Consider the following 20,668-nt stretch of genomic DNA (forward strand, 5'->3'; position numbering starts at 1 on the left):
CGAATACATTATAGATAAGTGATGGTTTTTTTTATGAATTACGAAGAAGCAGTTGCGTATATTGAAGATATACCGAGATTTACTACTAAGAATAGCCTAGACCATACCAGAGAATGCTTAAGAAGACTTGGAGATCCGCAGAGGAAATTCCGTGTGATCCATGTGGCAGGAACCAACGGAAAGGGAAGTACCTGTGCTTTTATCACATCGGTCCTTCGGGAAGCTGGATATTCCTGCGGACTTTTTACATCTCCTCATCTGGTGGAGATCAACGAGCGTTTTCAGATCAACGAGGAAGTGATCGATGACGATACTTTCCTTCGTGCTTTTGAAAAAGTTAAAAAGCTTTCCGATGAGCTGGTTGCGGAGGGAAGCTATCATCCCACCTATTTTGAGACACTCCTTCTGATGGGAATGGTGATCTTTGCAGAAGCCGGCGTGGACTATGTAACACTGGAGACCGGTCTTGGCGGACGTCTGGATGCAACCACTGCTGTGGAGGATCCGGCAGCCTGTGTGATCACATCCATCAGCCTCGATCATATGCAGTATCTTGGAAATACAGTTTCCGAGATCGCAGGAGAGAAGGCAGGGATCATGGTGCCGGGGGTTCCGGTGATCTACGATGGAAATGATTCGGATGCGGCCGGAGTGATGCGTGAGCATGCAGAGAAGCTGGGATGTCCATATTATGAGCTGAAACGGGAAGACACAGAGATCCATAAGATCACAAAGGACGGAATCCGATTTTCTCTTAAGGACGAGACATATGGCGATACCGTATTTGATATACCGTTTATCGCCCGTTATCAGGTTATGAATGCAGCTCTTGCGGTGAAAACCATTCAGGTACTGGAAGATCAGATTCCGGTATCTCTGGAGGCTCTGAAAGCTGGTATGGCAAAAACACGCTGGCAGGGAAGGATGGAAACGGTTCTTCCGGGTGTGATCGTGGATGGCGCACATAACGAAGACGGTGTTGAGAAGTTTGTAGAGACAGCAGAACATTTCCAGAAGGAATTTCCTCTGACTCTGCTGTTTTCCGCAGTGGATGACAAGGACTATACGGATATGATCCGCACGATCTGTAGCAGGATCCGTTTTCGACATGTGATCGTCACACAGGTAGGCGGATACCGCAAAGTTCCGGTAGAAGAGCTTGCGGAGATCTTCCGTGAAGACGGAGTGCCGGAAGTGGAAGCAATAGAGGATGTTCCAGCAGCTTTTGAACGGGCAGTAAAGGAAAAAGGTGAGGATGGAATGCTGTTCTGTGTAGGATCCCTTTATCTGGTCGGTGAGATCAAGGCTGTGATCAGGAGGAAAAAATTATGATCGATTACGAAGAGGAACTGAAGAAATTTGAACCATGTCTGGATGTGGCAGATGTAGAAGGTGTCATTTATGACCGGGAGATCACAGATATCATGGATGTACTCCAGGAGATGCTGCGTGAGGTCAAGAGCAACAGACGTGTAAGATAAGGAGAAGTGGATGAACTGCATAAACTGTGGAGCGTTCCTGACGGATACAGATCTGGATTATTGTCCGCACTGTGGAGCCAATGTACTGATCCAGAAGAAGGTGGATTATCTTTCCAAGCTTTATTATAATCAGGGGCTGGAAAAAGCCAGCATCCGGGATCTGTCCGGGGCGATCAGCTGTCTGAAGCAAAGTCTTGCTTATGACAAACGGAATATCCGTGCAAGAAATCTTCTTGGTCTTGTATATTTTGAGACCGGTGAGGTGGTTGCCGCACTGAGTGAGTGGGTCATCAGCAAGAATATCCAGAAGAACCGAAATCTGGCTTCAGAATATATTGCCAGGCTTCAGGCAAACCAGAACAAACTGGAAACAATCAACGAAAGCATCAAGAAATATAACAATGCCCTTGCCATGTGTAGGGAAGGCCATGAGGATATGGCGGCCATCCGCCTGAAAAAGATCCTGTCCCAGAATCCCAAGCTGATCAAGGGGTATCATCTTCTTGCTCTGATCCAGATGAAGAATCAGGAGTGGAATAAGGCGAGAAGAACCCTGAAAAAAGCAGCCAGGATCGACAAGACCAATACCACCACACTTCGTTTCCTGCGTGAAGTTGACGAGCAGACGGGTGTTACCACAAAGATGGAAAAACGGCGTAAGGGCTTGTTTGGAAATGAAAAAAATGAGAATGATAATATTTCAGGAGAAATCGTTGTAAGGCCGTCGTCTTATAAAGAAAGATCAAAGATATCACTTTTCTTTACCACGGTACTTGGATTTGCGGCAGGGGCGGCAGCATTCTGGCTCCTTGTACTGCCGGCTGTGAAACAGGATATTTACAGGCAGGCCAATCAGCAGATCATACAGTACAGTGATTCTCTTTCCAGCCAGAGCGTGGAGCTTACCAAAGCTCAGGGAGAAGCTGCCCAGTCCAGTGATACGGCAGATGCAGTTGCCAAGCAGGCAGAGGAAGAGCAGAAACGCAGTCAGAGCTATGAGGCTTTGTTTAATGCATATACTGCCATGCAGCAGGAGGATTTGGATACAGCGGCGCTGGAACTACAGAAGGTATATGTGGATACACTGTCAGATTCTGCAAAGGGGATTTACAGTACTATCAGCGGAAAGACCGGTGTAAGCGGGATCGAGAGCGGAGCTTCTGGCGGAACGTCCAGTGCTGACAGCAGCACAGATGGAACAGCTGAAGCTGGAGCGGATGCCGCAGCTTCGGCGGGAGAAGATGCACAGAGCTCTGACGGAGATTCCGGAGAAGACAGCAGCTACAGTGACGGAGGAGATGAGGATTCCTCTTACGATGGAGGTTATACAGAATAAAAAAGATCATAACTCATACAGAGGAGAAACCTCGGATAAGGGGAATGTGCGTTGGCGCATTCCTCTTTTTTTACCCTTTGGTCATGAGAAATGGAATAAAAAATCAAAAATGGGGGAATGATAGAATGACATCAGGTTTTGAAAAATCCGGAACCGTGCTGACTGTACATCTTCCGGCGGAACTGGATCATCCGGCTTCTGATGAGATTCGGAGAGATTCAGACCGAATTATTGGACATAACTATATAAAAAATATGATTTTTGATTTCTCAGAGACCGTTTTTATGGACAGTTCCGGGATCGGTCTGCTGATGGGTAGGTACCGGGCACTTGGCATGAGGGGGAAATGTGTGCAGGTTGTCAATGTGAACAGTCATATTGCAAAGCTTCTGCGGCTATCCGGAGTGGGAAAATATATTGAAATCTGTGGAATTAAAAAATCGGCAGGTGAACAGGAGGGTGTTTATGATGGAAAACACAAATGAAATGACGATCATTTTTGACAGCAGACCGGTAAATGAAGCACTGGCAAGAGTTGCTGTGGCTTCATTCTGCACACAGCTGAATCCTACGCTGGAGGAAATTTCGGATCTGAAGACCGCAGTATCGGAGGCAGTGACCAACTGCATCATACACGGGTATGAAGGGGAGATACATAAGATCCGGGTAGAATGTCGTCTCCGGGGGCAGGAGCTTCAGGTAGATGTGACAGATCACGGAGCCGGGATCCCGGATATCAAAAAAGCCATGGAGCCTCTGTTTACCACAAAGGCTGATAAAGACCGCTCCGGTATGGGGTTTACATTCATGGAGGCGTTTATGGATGAGCTTCAGGTGGAATCGGAGGTTGGCCGTGGAACTACAGTGCACATGAAAAAGATCATCAGGAGGTAACTATGGATCGTACTCTTGTCCTCATCGGGCGTGCACACCAGGGGGATAAAGCGGCAAGAGATCTTTTGTTTGAGGAAAATACAGGACTGATATACAGTGTGGCAAAGCGTTTTCTGGGACGAGGGGTGGAGATGGAGGATCTGTTCCAGATCGGCAGCATCGGACTTCTGAAAGCTGTAGATAAGTTTGACATGTCCTATGATGTGAAATTTTCCACCTATGCCGTTCCCATGATCATCGGAGAGATCAAACGTTATCTCAGGGACGACGGGATACTGAAGGTAAGCCGTTCTCTGAAGGAAAACCACTACAGGATCTATCAGGTGAGAGAAGCACTGACACGCCGGCTGGAGCGGGAACCTACGACGGGAGAAATGGCAGAGGAAATGGGAATTTCCATAGAAGAACTGGTAATGACCATGGAATCCGGTGCAGAGGTGGAATCTCTTCACAAAACGATCTATCAGGGTGAGGGAACGGAGATTTCTCTGATGGACAAGCTTCCGGAAAAAGAAAATCGGCAGGAAAAAGTACTGGACAGGATTTTTCTGGAAGAGATACTGGGGACTCTGGAGGCAAAGGAGCGGAGGTTGATCTATATGCGGTATTTTCAGAACATGACCCAGATGGAGATCGCCCATGAGCTTGGCGTATCCCAGGTACAGGTATCCAGAATGGAAAAGAGGATCCTGCGCAGTCTGCAGGAATCCGCAGAGAAAAAATAAAAGAGAGCCATGAGAAATGCTGCTGTTTTCTCATGGCTCCTTTTTGTGGGCAGCAGATTTAGTCAGACTGCTGCTTTTTTATGAAAAAGTACATTTTTGTATTTGGAAAGTGCTCCAAGAAGGATCATACCGATCACACCGGCTGAGATAAATTCGCCGGCTCCTACTGTGAGCATCATAAACGGGATAGGAAGGTTAATGCCATATCCGTAACGAAGCACAAGAGGAACGATCACAATGTTGGAAACGATCGGCGGGATCGGGGCTGTCCATTTGCCTGTATTGCGAAGCTTGTAGGTAAAGAATGCACCGATAAGTGTGGCAATGCTTCCGAAAATGATGTCAACTGGAATCGCACCGCCAAGAAGATTGGCAATGATACATCCCACGAACAGTCCCGGGATGGCAGCCGGTGTGAAGAACGGAAGCACGGTCAGCGCCTCGGAAAACCGGATCTGAACTTCACCGAAGCTAAGTGGCGCGAATACCAGTGTCAGGACAACATATACAGCTGCAATGGCAGCTCCCTGTACCAGAAAATGAGTACCTTTGTTTTTCATGTTTTTTATTCTCCTTTAGTTTTGTTTTACGAGTGGAAGGTCACGAACACTCGGCACATTTATAGGCGGTGACCGCCTTGTAAGCCCTGTACGACCTTGGTTTTTGCGGGCTTTTGCAGCGAAACTGAGTATAGCATAAGGGGCGTGGAAATGCAAGGTACGATCCTGACTATTTGATAACCCTGGCCTGTGTGGACAGACCCTGGCTCTGAAACAGCTTTTTGTAAGAGGAAAGTCTGCTTGCCGGAACCTTTACAGTCAGTTTTTTGTAATTATTCTGACCTGCTCTTGTGAAGATATATTTACCTGAGCTTTTGGAAGTAAGACGTCCTGTCTGTATGGTGACAGAGGTAAGGGCCTTACAGTCACAGAAAGCTTTTGTGCCGATCGCAGAAACTCGGGAACCGATTTTTACAGTACGAAGACTTGTGCATCCCTGGAAGGCTCCGGCACCTATGCTTGTGATATTTCCTGAAATCGTTACCTGTTTCAGGTTTTTACAGTTTTTGAAGGCATTGGCTGCAATGGCTGTGACTTTGTAGGTTTTTCCGTTAGCTTTGACAGTGGCCGGAATCTTTGCAGTGACAGTATTGCGTGAACGTGGTCCCTTCAGTGCTACGGAAGTCCCGGTGGTATTGACTGTGTAGACATTATAAGCATCCCGGAATGTTTTTGCAGTCTGTGGCTTTGGTGTGGCTGCAGGAGTGATCTGGAAATTTAAGGTGATGGTTCCGTAGAAATGGTAATCACCGATGATCTTCAGGGTAGCAGTTCCTGCTTTTTTATTGTTCTGGTATGTCACATGATAATCATTGATGCCAGAAAGCTTTGCTTTTCCAAGAGTTACGGTTGGAACGGGCTTTATGTCAGAGCCTGTATAGGTATATGTTTTTTTGATCCCTGTTACAGCTGCATCGGAAATATTGCATGCATAGCTGATATTGTTTTTCTTGGCATATGTAACTGCGTAAGAGCCGTACGGAGCATGGATCTTGCAAAAATATGCATGAGAGTTGACATACCCGTAGCCGCCCCACACAGCATCCGTTCCAATGCTTTTAACAGTATCAGGTATGTTGATCCTGGATAGCTTGTCACAGTAGGCGAAAGCTTCTTTTCCGATCTTTGTGACCCCTTTCTGGATGTCCACTTCTTTCAGCTCAGGAAGACAAACAAAGGCCCTTTCGGAAATACTTGTGATCCCAGGCTTTATTATTACCTTTCTGATCTGGTTTTTGATAGCTTTCCAGGAGGAATCGTTGGAGAAGATAAACCAGCCTTTTGTTGAAGAGACCGGGTATCGGTGGTTTTCCTCTGTGGAAATAGAAAGTGGTCCGTAGCCGGAGATCGTAAGGATACCGTTTTTGAAATTCCAGGTTGCGTTGTCACCTGCGATATGGTAAGTTTTTTTGTCAGCTTTTCCGTTGTCGGAATTAATGGAATAAAAGTTCAAGGTGTTGGAGTTTGAAGCATAATAAACGACCCTGGAATCCTTTACCACAGGCTGACAGTCAGAAATCGGAGCAGCTGTTGTAAACTCTTTGCTGAGACTCTTTCCCTTTCCGTCCACAAAAAGATAATGAAGGGTGCTGGAAGAGAGCGGATCGTTAGCGGAAGAGTTTTTCTTGTTATCGTCGGAGACGTATTCTTCCCAGGAAATCATAAAACGGTTGTCATTTATTTTGGTGATCTTTACGCCCGCAAAGCTTTTTCCTCCGCCTGTAAAGTTGGTAAGCTTCCTGGTAATGGTTGCTTTTTCGGAAAAGTCAGACATTGGTGTGACGGAAAGATAAAGGTTATGAGGCGTGTTTTCAGATACCTTATCATATTTGGACTGATCGATGGAAGTGCCAACGCATAATACACTGTCAGAGGAAACAGCCATGCCGTCAACGCTTGCGTAGCAGGCCAGTGCCCACACAGAAGTATGTGAGCCTCCGTATGGCAAAAGCTCTATGGTGGTGCTGGCAAGTGTAGTGCTGTCGTATCTGGAAAGAATTGTACATCGTGAACCCTCACTCTGCTCCAGTACGTAGAGATAAGAACCTTGTGATTTGATATACTGTGCAAAGGAATGCCACAGATCGCAGGAAACGATCTTTCCTTTCATGGTTGCCTGGTCGATCTCGACCATAAGGAAGCCCTGATGTCCCTGACCGACAGAGGAATCCACATATCCTTCGTGACCGGTAACAACATAGAGCTTACCGTTGCTTTCTGTCATTTCCACACAGCCATAGTCAAAGGGCGTGCGGACCTCACCGCCAAAAAGCTCCGGGTTACTGGTAATTGCTGCTGCACCGTTCCGGTTCCAGTTTGTATCGTAGCGGATAACGCGGATGACCTCAGCGGAATCGTTTTCTTGGTTGTTTGTCTGGCCTTCTACCAGATAATATCCGTCAGATCCGGCATAAAAGCCACCCCACAGTGGAAGCTCCATGTTGATCTTGCGCTTGCTTCTGATCTTCAGATCATTATCGTAATATTCAACGCCGACAGAATTTTTCTGGTGGAAGACCCTCATGTATCCGCCGGAAACAGGAATAAGATCAGAGGTACGGCGTAACCTGACATTGAGATTGTCCTGTGCGGTTGGCGTAAGAGAGCCTGCCCGGGCTGTCTGTGGAAACAGGATCAGACAGAAGCAAAGACAGCAGAACAGAAATAGCAGAGATGTTAATTTTTTTAGCTTTTTCATAAGTTTCTCCTTTGTATGTGTTTTTAGATGATCTCCTGTTTAGATTATAATTCATGGGACAGAATTTACAATACAAAATCGGGAGTTATGGAACTCCCGATCCTCAGGATTTCTGTAAATTCTGTTCACAAAAACATCTTGAGGAAATACTGCTGGTGGGCAGTAACATCAGCAGCAGGAACCTTATGGAAACAGGGGCTTTTTTCTTGACAGTTTTTTGTGATATTGATAAAATATATTTCAGTATATAGGTTAAAGGGGCATTGGTTTTGATCTAAATCAATGTCTCTTTATTTTATATATCACACATATTACACCAGGGAGGTAGAAAGATGTTAAAAGTATGGATCGCAGGTGCCAACGGACAGATCGGACGGGCACTGAATGATGTTCTGGATCCAATGCAGATCGAGACTCTGAACACAGATCTTGATGAGCTGGATATCACAGACACAGATGAAGTGATCAACTTCGGTTCCATTAACCGTCCGGATGTGATCATCAACTGCACCGGTATCACAGATACCGATGAGTGTGAGAAGAATCCGGAACATGCATACCGTGTCAACGCACTGGGAGCAAGAAACTTAAGCATCGTGGCAAGAAAATGCGGGGCAAAGATCGTCCAGCTTTCCACAGATGATGTTTTCGACGGAAAGAGCAAAAAACCGTATACAGAGTTTGACGATACCAATCCGCTGACTGTTTACGGCCGTTCCAAGAGAGCCGGAGAGAACTATGTAAAAGAGTTTACACACAAACATTTCATTATCCGAAGCAACTGGGTATACGGAAAAGGCGGAAACAATTTTGTAAACCGTGTGCTGGAGACAGCAGAAAAAGGCCAGGCGCTTTCCGTTGCTTCGGATCAGTTCGGATCACCGACCAGCGCCAAGGATCTGGCAAGAATGATCCTGTATCTTATCGATACCAACGAATATGGAACTTATCACGTAACCTGCAGCGGTGTATGCAACCGTTATGAGTTTGCAACCGAGATTCTTCGCCTTGCAGGAAAGGAGATCGAACTGAGATCCGTGCCGACAGAGCAGTCAGATCTTTCTTCTGTCAGACCGCCATATGCCGTCCTTGATAATTTTATCCTCCGTATTATTGAAGTGTATGACATGCCGGACTGGAAAGCATCGCTGAAAGAATATATGGATGAAAGAGCGGAGGACTAGAATGAAAGAGAAAAATATAAAAGAGAAAACACAGCAGAAAAAGAAAATGGGCCTTACCACGAAGATCTTTGTGGCGCTGATCGCAGGTGCGATACTGGGAATCATTCTCTGTTACCTGGTTCCTGACAGCAGCTTCAAGAAAGATGTGATCGTGGAGGGAATCCTTTATGTGATCGGACAGGGATTTATCCGTCTGATGAAAATGCTGGTTGTACCGTTGGTATTCTGTTCCCTTGTCTGCGGAAGTATGTCCATCGGTGATACCAAGAAGCTTGGAACCGTAGGTGTGAGAACACTGGTATTTTATCTGGCGACTACAGCTCTGGCTGTTTCGGTTGCTCTGACGGTAGGTAATCTGATCAATCCGGGTGTGGGACTTGATATGAGCTCTATTCAGTCCTCCGCTTCCTCTGTGGAGACTATGGAGGCGACCTCTCTTACGGATACCATCCTGAATATCATTCCGGACAATCCGATCAATTCCCTGGCAAGCGGAACCATGCTTCAGGTTATCGTATTTGCCCTGATCGTGGGTGTGATCCTTGCGAAAATGGGAGAGCGCGCAGAGACAGTAGCGAACTTTTTCAGCCAGTTCAATGACATCATGATGGAGATGACCATGATGATCATGGCACTTGCACCGATCGGTGTATTCTGCCTTATCAGCAGAACCTTTGCAAACATCGGTTTCAGCGCGTTTATCCCGCTGGCAAAATATATGATCGGTGTTCTCCTTGCACTGGCGATCCAGTGCTTCGGCGTATACCAGATCCTGCTGAAGATCTTCACAGGACTGAATCCGATAAAATTCATCAAGAAATTTTTCCCGGTTATGGCATTTGCATTCTCAACAGCTACATCCAATGCCACGATCCCGATGTCCATTGATACCCTGTCCAAAAAAGTGGGTGTTTCCAAGAAGATTTCTTCATTCACCATTCCTCTTGGAGCTACCATCAACATGGACGGTACCTCTATCATGCAGGGTGTTGCCGTAGTATTTGCGGCACAGGCTTTTGGTATCCACTTAAGTCCGATGGATTATGTGACGGTTATCGGAACTGCAACCCTTGCTTCCGTAGGAACTGCCGGTGTACCAAGTGTTGGTCTTGTTACCCTGACCATGGTATTTAACTCTGTAGGACTTCCGGTTGAGGCAATTGGTCTGATCATGGGTATTGACCGTATCCTGGATATGACCAGAACAGCAGTTAACATTACCGGTGATGCAGTCTGCACAACCATCGTTGCACACCAGAACGGTGCACTGGATAAAAACGTGTTCAACGAATCAAACTAAATATCCGGTTCAAAAAAAGATCCGACCCTGTCGGGTGAGAAAAAACGAAAAACGGCTGTACATATCGTAAAAGCGATATGTGCGGCCGTTTTTTTACTGGATCAGGTGAGTCCCCTGCTTATTCCTGCTCCAGAACACCCATGACAGAGGGCACTTCCAGCTGCTGATAGGTGTGAAGGATCTTTTCCAGCTCAAAGATAGCAGGGGTAAGAAACTTATTCTTGTGATAGACCAGCTTGAATTTCCGGTTCCATTCCCCTGCTTCGTTGCAGAAGACCCGGACTGAACGGTGACGGATCTCATGATGCATAAGACGGATGGACATAACAGAGAGCATCTGGTTATACAGCACTGCGTTCAGCAGTGCCCGCGGACTGTTGGCTTCCCAGGCAGTTCGGATCTTCAGATCATGGCGAAGGGTGTAATCCTCAAAAAGCTGTCTGGTACCGCTTCCATATTCCCGGACTGCAAATTTCTGGTTGTTCAGCTCCTGGACATGGATGCGTCCTCTGCGGTAAAACGGATGCTTTTTTCCGGCGGCAAGGACCAGACAGTCGTCGATGATGGGAAGAACGACAAGGTCCGGGGAATGGATCTCACCTTCTACCACAGCAGCGTCCAGCTCAGAACGCAGAAGCTTCTGTTCGATATTTTGCGTGTTGGTGACAAAGGAGTAAACGTCAAGGCCCGGGATTTTTTTCTGCAGATCCAGGATAATGGATGGGGTCAGGCAGGTTCCCACAGTGAGGGTGGAGCCAAGCTTCAGGGTGGAAGACTGTCCCTGGTTCTGCATCAGCTCTTCCAGCTGCTGAAACTGGCGGATCATTTCACGGGCATGGGGAAGAAGAAGCTTTCCCCGTTCTGTGAGATAAAGCTTTTTCCCAAGACGTTCAAAGAGAAGGCCGTTATAATGAGCTTCCAGCTCACGGACGGCCTGACTGACTGTTGGCTGGGAAAGATAAAGATGTTTGGCAGCAGCACTCATGGAGCCCTGTTCCGCAACGGCCGCAAAAACAGTGAGATGGCGGATGGTCATATGGAATCTCCTTTTATTGTAAATTGGTATATAGGTAAAACCTATCATTTTTATAAAATAATATCATTTCTCAAATACATCTTCAAGTGGTATAGTAGGAAGTACGTGAAAACGATTTCAACATTGCAAAATACAGGGCAACGATACCGTGGGAAAGTATCGGAATGCCGGTGAGACCAGGAGGAGGAAATATGTCAGCATTAACTGTAAGCAAAGAGGAAGAGAAAAGACTGAAGGGGCAGGGTTTTTTAAATAACCGGGGAACCGATGAATTTTCTGCACGGGTGATCACTGTAAACGGAAAGGTGACAGCGGCACAGCACAGATGTATGGCGGAAGCAGCAGAGAAATTCGGCAACGGAAATCTTACCTACACGACCAGGCTTTCCGTGGAGATCCAGGGAATCCCCTACGAAAAGATCGAAGAGTTTCAGGAATTTATTGCGAAGGAAGGTCTGGAGACAGGAGGAACAGGAGCAAAGGTCCGACCGGTAGTATCCTGCAAGGGAACCACCTGTCAGTATGGACTTCTGGATTCCTATGCAATTTCAGAAGAGATTTTCCGGAGATTCTATAAAGGCTACCGTCAGGTTGCACTGCCGCATAAATTTAAGATCGCAGTAGGCGGATGCCCGAATAACTGTGTGAAACCAAATCTGAATGATGTGGGGATCATCGGACAGAGGATCCCGCACTTTGACAGCGAGGCCTGCAAGGGCTGCAAAAAATGTGCCATTGAAGCTGCATGTCCGAATAAAGTGGCGAAGGTCGTTGACGGGAAGCTGCACATCGATGAGGAGCTTTGCAGACACTGCGGAAGATGTGTGGGAAAATGTCCGTTCCACTCCATTCCGGACGGTATCTACGGATTCAAGATCTATATCGGTGGACGCTGGGGAAAGAAAATTTCTCATGGAAAGGCCCTGAACCGGATCTTTACGTCGGAGGAAGAGGCACTTGATGTTATTGAGAAGGCAATCCTGCTTTTTAAGGACCAGGGATTAAAGGGAGAACGTTTTGCCGAGACTATAGAACGAATTGGATTCGAAAATGCAGAAAAACAATTATTGGAAAAAAATCTTCTGGAAAGAAAAATGGAAATTTTGTCCAAATAGAGATATAAAAAACTTCCTATTATATAAGCTGTCTGAAACTGAAAAAATGCGAGCAATAATATAAAAAATTTTTATCCCATTTATATAAATTTTTATTATATCACAATATTAACAAAAAACTAAGTGAAAATTCTATTTGAAATATGCAAAATAATGTGATAAAGTATTAACAATACATGAACGGAGGTAAAAAGAGTGGAAAACTACATGTATTTGGTGCCGGTGGCAGCAGTACTGGCACTTCTGTTCGCAGCATACCTTGCAGCGAAGGTCAGCAAGCAGGATGCAGGAACAGACAGAATGAAGGAGATCGCAGGTGCGATCGCAGAAGGTGCCCGCGCCTTCTTAACAGCAGAGTACAAGATCCTGGTTATTTTTGTAGCCGTACTTTTTGTACTGATCGGAATCGGAGTTGGAAGCTGGGTAACAGCAATCTGCTTCGTAGTAGGTGCTCTGTTTTCAACAATCGCAGGATACTGCGGTATGACCGTTGCAACAAAGGCTAATGTAAGAACAGCAAATGCAGCAAAAGAGGGAGGAATGAACAAGGCTCTTTCCATTGCATTCTCCGGCGGTGCTGTTATGGGTATGTGTGTTGCAGGTCTTGGTGCACTGGGTGTCAGCGTTGTGTATATCATCACAAAGAACGTTGACGTACTTTCTGGATTCAGCCTTGGTGCTTCTTCCATCGCACTGTTTGCACGTGTTGGTGGTGGAATCTATACAAAAGCAGCTGACGTAGGAGCTGACCTTGTAGGTAAGGTTGAGGCAGGAATCCCGGAGGATGACCCTCGTAACCCGGCTGTTATCGCAGATAACGTAGGTGATAACGTAGGTGATGTTGCCGGTATGGGTGCAGACCTTTTTGAGTCCTATGTAGGATCTCTGGTATCTGCCCTTACACTTGGTGCGGTAGCCGGAGCAGTTTCCGGTGTTCTTTATCCGCTGGCTATTGCAGGCTGTGGACTGATCGCATCCATCATTGCAACATTCTTTGTAAAAGGTGATGATAATTCCAATCCGCAGAAAGCCCTCACAAGAGGAAGCTATGTATCTGCAGCACTTGTTATCATCGTGTCCCTGATCCTCAGCAAGACTCTCTTCGGAGACATGAAGGCAGCCATTGCTGTGATCGCAGGTCTTGTTGTCGGTGTCATCATCGGAAACATTACAGAGTATTACACATCTGCAGATTACAAACCGGTTCAGGGAATCGGCGAGCAGTCTGAGACAGGTGCAGCTACAACTATCATCAGTGGTATCGCAGTAGGTATGAAATCTACAGCATTCCCAATCCTGCTGATCTGTGTTGGTATTTTTGTAGCATACGGTGTGGATGGATTATACGGAATCGCTCTTGCAGCAGTTGGTATGCTTTCCACAACAGGAATCACAGTTGCCGTTGACGCGTATGGACCCATCGCTGACAATGCCGGTGGTATTGCAGAGATGTCAGGTCTGGATGAGTCAGTTCGTGAGATCACAGATAAGCTTGATTCTGTAGGTAACACAACAGCAGCTATGGGTAAAGGCTTCGCGATCGGTTCCGCAGCTCTTACAGCGCTTGCTCTGTTTGTATCTTATGCGAATGCAGTAAATCTGGATGCGATCAATATCCTTGCTCCTCGTGTTACGATCGGTATCTTTATCGGTGGTATGCTTACATTCCTCTTCTCGGCCTTCACAATGGAATCCGTTTCCAAGGCTGCTTACAAGATGATCGAGGAAGTAAGACGCCAGTTCCGTGAGAAACCGGGTATCATGAAGGGTACCGAGAAACCGGATTACAAATCATGCGTTGCGATCTCCACAACAGCAGCTCTTCACGAAATGATGCTTCCTGGAATCATGGCGGTCGTTGTTCCGGTTATCGTAGGTGTTGTTCTTGGCGTTGAGGCTCTTGGAGGACTTCTTTCCGGTGCTCTTGTAACAGGTGTACTGATGGCGATCTTCATGTCCAACGCAGGTGGTGCATGGGATAATGCAAAAAAATACATCGAGACAGGTCATCATGGCGGAAAAGGCAGCGAGGCGCACAAAGCAGCCGTTGTCGGCGATACAGTCGGCGATCCGTTCAAAGATACATCAGGGCCTTCCATTAACATCCTGATCAAGCTTATGACTATTGTATCACTGGTATTTGCTCCTCTGTTCTTATCCATCGGAGGACTTCTGTAAATATCATTTCAGAAAAAAAGTAAACCCATATTATATAAAAAAGCTCTTTGCAGAGAAATCTGCAGGGAGCTTTTTTTGTGCGACAGGCGGCGGAATTGTACGGATATGAGAGTGGGCTCTGGTTATGAGTCAGTTTCTGGATTTTCTGTTCGTGCAGCCTGTTCGATCAGTGTCCGGTTTACATCATCCTCATAGGTCCGCATCTGCACCTGCATAGGTGTGGGATCATCGCTTAGCTTCAGATGCCCGAAATGATTAAAGAAGATCAGTACGCCGAGGCCGATCCCGATGGAGTAGGAAATCTCCAGGATGGTAAAGCCGGAGGAACTTTTTCCCGTAACAAGAGTGTAAAACTGGCTAAAAAGGCTGCCCATATCTACGTCATTATTAAAGGTCATAATGGAAAAAGCGGCGCCGAAAAAGGAAACCAGGCATACAAAAAGGATTTTCACATACCGGAAAATTTTCCCTGTGGCAGAGCTGATGCGGTAGGTGATGATAAAATCCGTTTCCCCGATGGGAGAAATATCAATGGAGGGTTCCAGCTTCTGGATCTTTTTCAGAAGATCCGAGACAGACATCACATAGCGTCCGGGCTTTTTCACATCCAGAACGATCACAGGCATGACCCGCAGACGATTGAGGATTTTGGGGTCACTCATGGAAAGTGCAGCGATATCCTGAAGATATACATGTGGGTTGGTGACTTCAATGTTCTGATCCAGCTGCAGATAAAGAGTATCACTCATGAGAAAAAACTCCTTTCCCGGAATATTATTTTTTCATTTTTGGACGGAAGAAGAGACTGGCCAGATAAGAGAAGATCAGGGCGGAGGAAACTCCGGCAGCACAGGCAGTGAAGCCTCCTGTAAAAAGCCCAAGGATGCCGTCTTCTTCAATGGCTTTTTTCATACCCTCCCATAATACATGTCCGAAACCGATCAGCGGGACGGAGGCCCCGGCACCTGCAAAATCCACCAGCGGCCGGTAGACGCCAACGGCACTTAACAGGGCGCCGCTGCATACCAGAAGTACCATCACACGGCCAGGCATCAGCTTTGTCTTGTCTAGAAGGATCTGGATCAGGGCACAGACAAGGCCGCCGAACCAGAATGCGTTAAAGTAATCCATGCTCATACCTCCATATGCTCGATGACAACTCCGTGGGCAATACCCGGAATACTGTCACCTTCATTAAAGCTTACTTTGGAAAGAAGCGCTCCTGTTGGTACAAAAAGGATCCGCTTCCATTCTCCGGATACAATCTTCGGAAGGATATAGGAGGCAAGGACTACAGCAGAACAGCCGCAGCCGCTTCCTCCTGAGTGGGTGTCCTGAGAAGGATTGTCATAGATCAGGATACCGCAGTCTTTATGAATGGGAGAAAGCCGGATATTTTGTTCCTCCAGAAGATCCAGGAGAATTTTCTGCCCGATGATCCCCAGATCCCCGGTAAAGACGGCATCATAATCCGAAGGCGTCCGCCCGAAATCCGAAAAGCTTCGTGCAATGGTATCGCAGGCTGCAGGAGCCATACAGCCTCCCATGTTCATGGAATCCCTGAGACCGTAATCCATCACACGGCCGGCAGTAAGGCCGGTGATAGCAGCACAGCCTTTGCCGGAGCGCAGAGGAGCTTTTTCTCCGGGAGGAGATGTACTTAGGATACAGGCACCGCTTCCGGTTACTGTCCAGGTGGCAGAAAACGGCCGCTGGTTTCCGTATCCCAGGGGAAAACGAAATTCTTTTTCCGCACTTGCGAAATGGCTGGAGGTGGCACATAAGACCCGTGTGCCGAATCCGGCGGTCAGAGCAAGGGAACCGAGAGAAAGTGCTTCCCCTATGGTGGAGCAGGCGCCGTAAAGACCGTAAAAGGGAATTCCAAGTCCAGCGGAGCCGAAACAGGTGGCTGATGTCTGAGCGAGAAGATCTCCGGCGAACATCAGATGGATATCTTCGGAGCTCAGTCCGGCTTTGCTTATGGCCTGAGTGGCAGTTTCTTTCTGCAGTGTGCTTTCCGCAGATTCCCAGGTGTCACAGCCAAACATGGGATCTTCACAGACCAGGTCAAAAAGATCTCCAAGAGGACCGTCCGCCTCTTTCTGACTGACGATGGATGCGGCGCTTTCGATATACAAAGGCTGTGAAAATGCAATGCTGGCTGCGCCAAGTCTGAGATTTTTGCTCATGATATCACCTCCAGGATCTTCAGGATATAATAGATCACACCCAGTCCCCAGGCGCTTAAGATGCCGTAGAGGATCACAGGACCTGCAATAGTAAAGATCTTGCACCCTATGCCGAAAACCTGTCCTTCTGCCCGGAACTCAATGGCGGATGCAGCCACTGAGTTGGCGAATCCGGTAATGGGAACAAGACTTCCTGCACCGCCGAATTTGCCGATTTTGGGATAAATACCAAAGCCTGTGAGAAGGACGCTTAAGAGAATGAGAATGACAGAACACCAGGTTCTGGAATCGGAAGCATCTGCACCGAGAGCCTGTGCTGTGTTTAAGATAACCTGTCCAAGAAGACAGATCAGTCCGCCTGTGAGAAAAGCTTTTGCCATATTCAGCGGCAGACTGTGGGTGGGAGTAAGCTGCTTGACATATTGTTCATATTTTTTTTTGTTGATATTTTGCATATGGAAAATCCTTTCGTGAGATGGTAGAGTGACAGTAAGAATTACATCCAGCTCATGGCATAATAAAACAGGGAGCCCAGGGCTTTTCCGGCAGCAATGGAAATTATTACCGGAGAAAGCCCCTGAGAGAGCTTCAGCCGTCTGGCAAAGACGGGAAAGACTTTTGCGATTTCTGCCAGTGCAAGGATCCAGCCGCCCAGGAAAATTCCGAAAAATACTCCGCAGACAGCCAGGAAAAAAGGTCCCAGCGGAATTCTGATCGGAAACAGGGTGACCACGGTTCCGGCAACTGTTCCCAGAAGTGTCAGATCTTCATAAAGAAAAATCTGGTCAGCTGTATGCGTGATACCTGCATAGCGGGGAACAATGGAAAGGCCGATCAGCAGTCCGGAGACACCTCCTGCAACGATGATCCCGGCACAGAAACCGATAAAGCACAGAATCAGCTGTTGAAGCATGGACAGAACCTCCTTGTGGGATTGTATGGGAATAGTATGAGAAAATATAAATTTTTTATGCGAAAATCTTAAAAAACAAGAATATCTGTACATTTACGGACAGAGATAGTATAATAAAAAAGAATATAGACAGCGGCGGACAGGCGCTGTCTTTCTCAATCAAAAGAAAAAACAGTGTCAGGAGGACGGATATGCAGGATGCTTTTTCACGTATGGAATTGCTCGTTGGAAATACAGGTGTAAAAAAACTCAGCAGGGCGAAAATTGCAGTATTCGGTCTTGGCGGAGCCGGATCACAGGTGGCAGAGTCACTTGCGCGCTGCGGTGTGGGGAGTCTGACACTGATCGATCATGAAAAGATCACATTGACGAATATCGGAAGCCAGGTGCTGGCACTTCATTCTACTCTGGGAATGAGCAAGGTAGAGGCGGCCAAGAAGAGAATCCGGGATATTGATGAGAATATTTTGGTGCATACCTACGAAACCTTTTATAATGAGGAGACTGCGGGAATGTTTGAATTGCGTTCCTTTGATTATATTGTGGATACAATGGGAACACTGTCGTCAAAACTGCTTCTGATCAGCAGAGCAAGGGAGGGACGTGTGCCTGTGATCTCCTGCCTGGACATCGGGGACAAGATAGACCCGTCTAGACTTGAGGTTGCGGATATCAGCAGGACCACAGTATGCCCGGCGGCCAGGATCATAAAAAAAGAACTGCGTAAACAGGGAATACGTAAACTCAAAGTACTGTATTCCAGAGAACAACCGGCAAAAGAAAAGCTTTTCAGACGGAGAAGAACTATGGTGAAGAAGCCTGCCGAAGGAAATATTTCCTTTGTGACAGGGACTGCGGGATATCTGCTGGCGGGAGAAGTTGTGCGGGATATACTGTCAGCCGGAAACGTTTCACACAGCTGACAGCAAATGAGAAATTGAGCGCAGATCACGGACAGATCCAGTTCATGAGCATGAGTCAAGGCGGAACAGTAATGTCTGCTTTACAGAAATAAAACAGAAAGACTGAGGAAATAAAAAGTGAATTCAGAAATCATAAAAAAGTTCTGCGATCTTCTTGGAGAAGAACGTGTTTTTACAGGCGAAGCAATGAGCCGTCATACAACTTTTAAGATCGGAGGTCCGGCGGATTATTTTTTGATGCCGGATAAAGACACAGATGTGGGGCGTATCGTAAAAATCTGTAAAGAAAGTGCGATCCCTTATTTTATCCTCGGAAACGGAAGTAATCTTCTGGTAGGAGACGGCGGTTATCGTGGCGCGGTTATCCAGATCTACAAAAATATGTCTGCCGTTACCGTAGAAGGAACAGAGATCACCGTACAGGCAGGTGCGCTGCTTTCATCGGTGGCAGCAGCAGCAAAAAATGCAGCTCTTACAGGCTTTGAGTTTGCAGGCGGGATCCCGGGAACTATGGGCGGTGCGGTTGTGATGAATGCAGGTGCCTATGGCGGCGAGATGAAGGATGTTCTCACAGAGGTAACTGTGATGGATGAGGAGGGAGAGATCGTTACCCTTCCGGCAGATAAACTGGAATTGGGATATCGTACCAGCATCATCAAAACCGCAGGTTATATCGTGCTGGAAGCAAAGCTACAGCTGAAGGAGGGAAATCCGGAAGTGATCCGTGAGACCATGAAAGATCTGACGATCCGTCGTACCACCAAACAGCCGTTGGAGTATCCCAGTGCTGGAAGTACCTTTAAGAGACCGGAGGGATATTTTGCAGGTAAGCTGATCATGGACAGCGGTCTTGCTGGATATCAGGTAGGTGGTGCACAGGTTTCTGAGAAACACTGTGGCTTTGTGATCAATGCAGGCGGTGCAACTGCCAGGGATGTCCGCACGCTGATGGATAATGTCAGGGATATCGTTTATAAGAAATATGGAGTTACGCTGGAACCGGAGGTGAAGTTCCTGGGTGATTTTGAAGCCTGATGACCATTTCTGGTACATCGTTTTCAAAATAATTATACCACTTACTTGTCTGTGGATCCGATCGCACAGACCTAAAAGCCTCAGCGTAGCCCGGCTTTCAGATACCCAGGATATGAAACAGAGGGAACAGGAATGCGTATGTACGCTTTACAGATAACGGAAGAAGAAATGGAAAGGAAGAGAGACTATGCGTTTTGTGATCGTTACAGGAGTGTCAGGAGCAGGAAAAACAGCTGCACTTAAAATGTTGGAGGATATGGGATATTTCTGCGTGGATAATCTTCCAATCCAGCTTCTGGAAAAATTTGCTTCCCTTCTTCCTGAGATGCAGAGCGAAAATGTTAGAAATGTGGCTCTGGGGATCGATGCCAGAAGCGGAAGTGCCCTTGATGAACTGGAAGTAGTTCTGGACCGTATGAAGCAGACCGGGTATGATTACGAGATCCTGTTTATGGATGCAGAGGATTCTGTCCTTGTAAAACGCTATAAAGAATCCAGAAGAAGCCACCCGCTGGCAAGAGCAGGGAGAGTGGATGAGGGAATCCGCCTGGAACGTGAGAAAACAAAATTTCTCCGGAAACGTGCGGATTATATCATTGATACCAGCCATCTGCTTACCAGGGAGCTTCGCCAGGAAATCGAAAAGATCTTTGTGGATGACAGAGAGTTCAGCAATATCATGATCTCTGTGCTTTCCTTCGGCTTTAAGTATGGAATCCCGGCAGATGCAGATCTTGTGTTTGATGTGCGATTTCTTCCCAATCCCTATTATGTGGATGAACTGCGTCCTCTGACAGGCCTTGACGATGAAGTGTTCAATTATGTGATGGCCAGTGATACGGCGAAAGCCTTCGCGGACAAACTGGAGGATATGATCCGTTTTCTGATCCCTAACTACATTAAAGAAGGGAAAACAAGCCTTGTGATCGGTATCGGATGTACAGGGGGAAAACATCGTTCTGTTACTATTGCCAGAGAACTTTTTTCCAGGCTTTCCAAATCGGATGAATACGGCATCCGCCTGGAGCACAGGGATGCGGAGAAGGACAGACTTCTGAAAAAATAACTGCCGCGATGAAAAGGGTGGCAGGGAAACAGTAA

Annotated in this window: 21 protein-coding genes; 13 read left to right on the forward strand and 8 right to left on the reverse strand. The window is 46.9% G+C overall.

The window, feature by feature from the left end; translation table 11 throughout:
- Positions 1–33 precede the first annotated feature (33 nt).
- From BLP57_RS03500 to BLP57_RS03520, 6 genes are all read left to right on the forward strand, one after another.
- Entirely contained in the window at positions 34–1,332 is a 1,299-nt protein-coding gene (locus BLP57_RS03500) for a bifunctional folylpolyglutamate synthase/dihydrofolate synthase (protein WP_092069526.1), read from the forward strand.
- On the forward strand, positions 1,329–1,481 hold the full coding sequence (locus BLP57_RS17770; protein ID WP_015526890.1) for a hypothetical protein: 153 nt from the start codon (positions 1,329–1,331) through the stop codon (positions 1,479–1,481). The genes BLP57_RS03500 and BLP57_RS17770 overlap by 4 nt, the downstream gene beginning before the upstream one ends.
- 10 nt (positions 1,482–1,491) lie before the next feature.
- Complete coding sequence (locus BLP57_RS03505; protein WP_092069529.1) at positions 1,492–2,817, forward strand: hypothetical protein; 1,326 nt, start codon at positions 1,492–1,494, stop codon at positions 2,815–2,817.
- 125 nt (positions 2,818–2,942) lie between these two features.
- On the forward strand, positions 2,943–3,302 hold the full coding sequence (locus BLP57_RS03510; RefSeq protein WP_044961012.1) for an anti-sigma factor antagonist: 360 nt from the start codon (positions 2,943–2,945) through the stop codon (positions 3,300–3,302).
- Complete coding sequence (spoIIAB, locus tag BLP57_RS03515; protein ID WP_015526893.1) at positions 3,286–3,711, forward strand: anti-sigma F factor; 426 nt, start codon at positions 3,286–3,288, stop codon at positions 3,709–3,711. The genes BLP57_RS03510 and spoIIAB overlap by 17 nt, the downstream gene beginning before the upstream one ends.
- A 2-nt stretch (positions 3,712–3,713) precedes the next feature.
- Positions 3,714–4,436 (forward strand): SigF/SigG family RNA polymerase sporulation sigma factor, encoded by a 723-nt coding sequence (locus BLP57_RS03520; RefSeq protein WP_021650746.1) that lies wholly within the window; start codon positions 3,714–3,716, stop codon positions 4,434–4,436.
- Positions 4,437–4,498: 62 nt separating this feature from the next.
- Here the strand turns inward: BLP57_RS03520 and BLP57_RS03525 are convergent, their stop codons facing one another.
- Positions 4,499–4,996, reverse strand: coding sequence for a QueT transporter family protein (locus BLP57_RS03525; protein WP_015526895.1), 498 nt, complete (start codon positions 4,994–4,996; stop codon positions 4,499–4,501).
- A 169-nt stretch (positions 4,997–5,165) separates the two neighbouring features.
- Positions 5,166–7,694 (reverse strand): leucine-rich repeat domain-containing protein, encoded by a 2,529-nt coding sequence (locus tag BLP57_RS03530; RefSeq protein WP_092069532.1) that lies wholly within the window; start codon positions 7,692–7,694, stop codon positions 5,166–5,168.
- A gap of 332 nt (positions 7,695–8,026) precedes the next feature.
- Here BLP57_RS03530 and rfbD point away from each other — a divergent pair, with 332 nt between their 5' ends.
- Positions 8,027–8,878 (forward strand): dTDP-4-dehydrorhamnose reductase, encoded by an 852-nt coding sequence (rfbD, locus tag BLP57_RS03535; RefSeq protein WP_015526899.1) that lies wholly within the window; start codon positions 8,027–8,029, stop codon positions 8,876–8,878.
- A gap of 1 nt (position 8,879) precedes the next feature.
- Positions 8,880–10,178, forward strand: coding sequence for a dicarboxylate/amino acid:cation symporter (locus BLP57_RS03540; protein ID WP_015526900.1), 1,299 nt, complete (start codon positions 8,880–8,882; stop codon positions 10,176–10,178).
- 118 nt (positions 10,179–10,296) lie between these two features.
- Here BLP57_RS03540 and BLP57_RS03545 read toward each other — a convergent pair whose 3' ends face one another.
- Positions 10,297–11,214: a LysR family transcriptional regulator gene (locus BLP57_RS03545; RefSeq protein WP_092069535.1), complete on the reverse strand. Its 918-nt coding sequence runs from the start codon at positions 11,212–11,214 to the stop codon at positions 10,297–10,299.
- Positions 11,215–11,405: 191 nt separating this feature from the next.
- On the opposite strand from BLP57_RS03545, the gene BLP57_RS03550 reads away from it, so the two are divergent.
- Together BLP57_RS03550 and BLP57_RS03555 are read left to right on the forward strand one after the other, a co-directional pair.
- Entirely contained in the window at positions 11,406–12,329 is a 924-nt protein-coding gene (locus BLP57_RS03550) for a 4Fe-4S binding protein (protein WP_044961019.1), read from the forward strand.
- Positions 12,330–12,524: 195 nt separating this feature from the next.
- Positions 12,525–14,507: a sodium-translocating pyrophosphatase gene (locus BLP57_RS03555; RefSeq protein WP_044961021.1), complete on the forward strand. Its 1,983-nt coding sequence runs from the start codon at positions 12,525–12,527 to the stop codon at positions 14,505–14,507.
- A gap of 122 nt (positions 14,508–14,629) precedes the next feature.
- Here BLP57_RS03555 and BLP57_RS03560 read toward each other — a convergent pair whose 3' ends face one another.
- The 5 genes from BLP57_RS03560 to BLP57_RS03580 are packed head-to-tail and all read right to left on the reverse strand — an operon-like array spanning position 14,630 to position 17,609.
- Positions 14,630–15,256 carry a stage V sporulation protein AA gene (locus BLP57_RS03560; protein ID WP_059085333.1) on the reverse strand — a complete coding sequence of 209 codons (627 nt, stop codon included), beginning with the start codon at positions 15,254–15,256 and terminating at the stop codon, positions 14,630–14,632.
- Positions 15,257–15,281: 25 nt separating this feature from the next.
- Positions 15,282–15,638: a SpoVA/SpoVAEb family sporulation membrane protein gene (locus BLP57_RS03565; RefSeq protein ID WP_059085334.1), complete on the reverse strand. Its 357-nt coding sequence runs from the start codon at positions 15,636–15,638 to the stop codon at positions 15,282–15,284.
- 2 nt (positions 15,639–15,640) lie between these two features.
- A complete protein-coding gene (locus BLP57_RS03570) occupies positions 15,641–16,696 on the reverse strand; it encodes a stage V sporulation protein AD (RefSeq protein WP_092069537.1) in 1,056 nt (351 codons plus the stop codon).
- Positions 16,693–17,151, reverse strand: coding sequence for a SpoVA/SpoVAEb family sporulation membrane protein (locus BLP57_RS03575; RefSeq protein ID WP_092069540.1), 459 nt, complete (start codon positions 17,149–17,151; stop codon positions 16,693–16,695). The genes BLP57_RS03570 and BLP57_RS03575 overlap by 4 nt, the downstream gene beginning before the upstream one ends.
- A 41-nt stretch (positions 17,152–17,192) precedes the next feature.
- A complete protein-coding gene (locus tag BLP57_RS03580; RefSeq protein WP_015526908.1) occupies positions 17,193–17,609 on the reverse strand; it encodes a stage V sporulation protein AB in 417 nt (138 codons plus the stop codon).
- Positions 17,610–17,800: 191 nt separating this feature from the next.
- On the opposite strand from BLP57_RS03580, the gene BLP57_RS03585 reads away from it, so the two are divergent.
- From BLP57_RS03585 to rapZ, 3 genes are all read left to right on the forward strand, one after another.
- Positions 17,801–18,532, forward strand: coding sequence for a tRNA threonylcarbamoyladenosine dehydratase (locus BLP57_RS03585; RefSeq protein WP_044961026.1), 732 nt, complete (start codon positions 17,801–17,803; stop codon positions 18,530–18,532).
- A 117-nt stretch (positions 18,533–18,649) separates the two neighbouring features.
- Positions 18,650–19,567, forward strand: coding sequence for a UDP-N-acetylmuramate dehydrogenase (gene murB, locus BLP57_RS03590; RefSeq protein ID WP_021650759.1), 918 nt, complete (start codon positions 18,650–18,652; stop codon positions 19,565–19,567).
- A gap of 187 nt (positions 19,568–19,754) precedes the next feature.
- Complete coding sequence (gene rapZ, locus BLP57_RS03595; RefSeq protein ID WP_015526911.1) at positions 19,755–20,633, forward strand: RNase adapter RapZ; 879 nt, start codon at positions 19,755–19,757, stop codon at positions 20,631–20,633.
- The last annotated feature ends 35 nt before the right edge of the window (positions 20,634–20,668 follow it).

It is taken from the genome of Blautia sp. SF-50, from assembly GCF_900101315.1.
Classification (GTDB): domain Bacteria; phylum Bacillota; class Clostridia; order Lachnospirales; family Lachnospiraceae; genus Blautia_A; species Blautia_A fusiformis.

Excerpts from the sequence above, each read along its gene's own strand:
- BLP57_RS03505 (WP_092069529.1), top strand. The coding sequence starts at position 1,492 with ATGAACTGCATAAACTGTGGAGCGTTCCTGACGGATACAGATCTGGAT.
- BLP57_RS03575 (WP_092069540.1), bottom strand. The coding sequence starts at position 17,151 with ATGCAAAATATCAACAAAAAAAAATATGAACAATATGTCAAGCAGCTT.
- BLP57_RS03500 (WP_092069526.1), top strand. The coding sequence starts at position 34 with ATGAATTACGAAGAAGCAGTTGCGTATATTGAAGATATACCGAGATTT.
- spoIIAB (WP_015526893.1), top strand. The coding sequence starts at position 3,286 with ATGGAAAACACAAATGAAATGACGATCATTTTTGACAGCAGACCGGTA.
- BLP57_RS03580 (WP_015526908.1), bottom strand. The coding sequence starts at position 17,609 with ATGCTTCAACAGCTGATTCTGTGCTTTATCGGTTTCTGTGCCGGGATC.
- BLP57_RS17770 (WP_015526890.1), top strand. The coding sequence starts at position 1,329 with ATGATCGATTACGAAGAGGAACTGAAGAAATTTGAACCATGTCTGGAT.
- BLP57_RS03565 (WP_059085334.1), bottom strand. The coding sequence starts at position 15,638 with ATGGATTACTTTAACGCATTCTGGTTCGGCGGCCTTGTCTGTGCCCTG.
- BLP57_RS03585 (WP_044961026.1), top strand. The coding sequence starts at position 17,801 with ATGCAGGATGCTTTTTCACGTATGGAATTGCTCGTTGGAAATACAGGT.
- BLP57_RS03550 (WP_044961019.1), top strand. The coding sequence starts at position 11,406 with ATGTCAGCATTAACTGTAAGCAAAGAGGAAGAGAAAAGACTGAAGGGG.
- BLP57_RS03545 (WP_092069535.1), bottom strand. The coding sequence starts at position 11,214 with ATGACCATCCGCCATCTCACTGTTTTTGCGGCCGTTGCGGAACAGGGC.
- BLP57_RS03540 (WP_015526900.1), top strand. The coding sequence starts at position 8,880 with ATGAAAGAGAAAAATATAAAAGAGAAAACACAGCAGAAAAAGAAAATG.
- BLP57_RS03510 (WP_044961012.1), top strand. The coding sequence starts at position 2,943 with ATGACATCAGGTTTTGAAAAATCCGGAACCGTGCTGACTGTACATCTT.
- rapZ (WP_015526911.1), top strand. The coding sequence starts at position 19,755 with ATGCGTTTTGTGATCGTTACAGGAGTGTCAGGAGCAGGAAAAACAGCT.
- BLP57_RS03570 (WP_092069537.1), bottom strand. The coding sequence starts at position 16,696 with ATGAGCAAAAATCTCAGACTTGGCGCAGCCAGCATTGCATTTTCACAG.
- BLP57_RS03520 (WP_021650746.1), top strand. The coding sequence starts at position 3,714 with ATGGATCGTACTCTTGTCCTCATCGGGCGTGCACACCAGGGGGATAAA.
- BLP57_RS03560 (WP_059085333.1), bottom strand. The coding sequence starts at position 15,256 with ATGAGTGATACTCTTTATCTGCAGCTGGATCAGAACATTGAAGTCACC.
- rfbD (WP_015526899.1), top strand. The coding sequence starts at position 8,027 with ATGTTAAAAGTATGGATCGCAGGTGCCAACGGACAGATCGGACGGGCA.
- BLP57_RS03530 (WP_092069532.1), bottom strand. The coding sequence starts at position 7,694 with ATGAAAAAGCTAAAAAAATTAACATCTCTGCTATTTCTGTTCTGCTGT.
- BLP57_RS03525 (WP_015526895.1), bottom strand. The coding sequence starts at position 4,996 with ATGAAAAACAAAGGTACTCATTTTCTGGTACAGGGAGCTGCCATTGCA.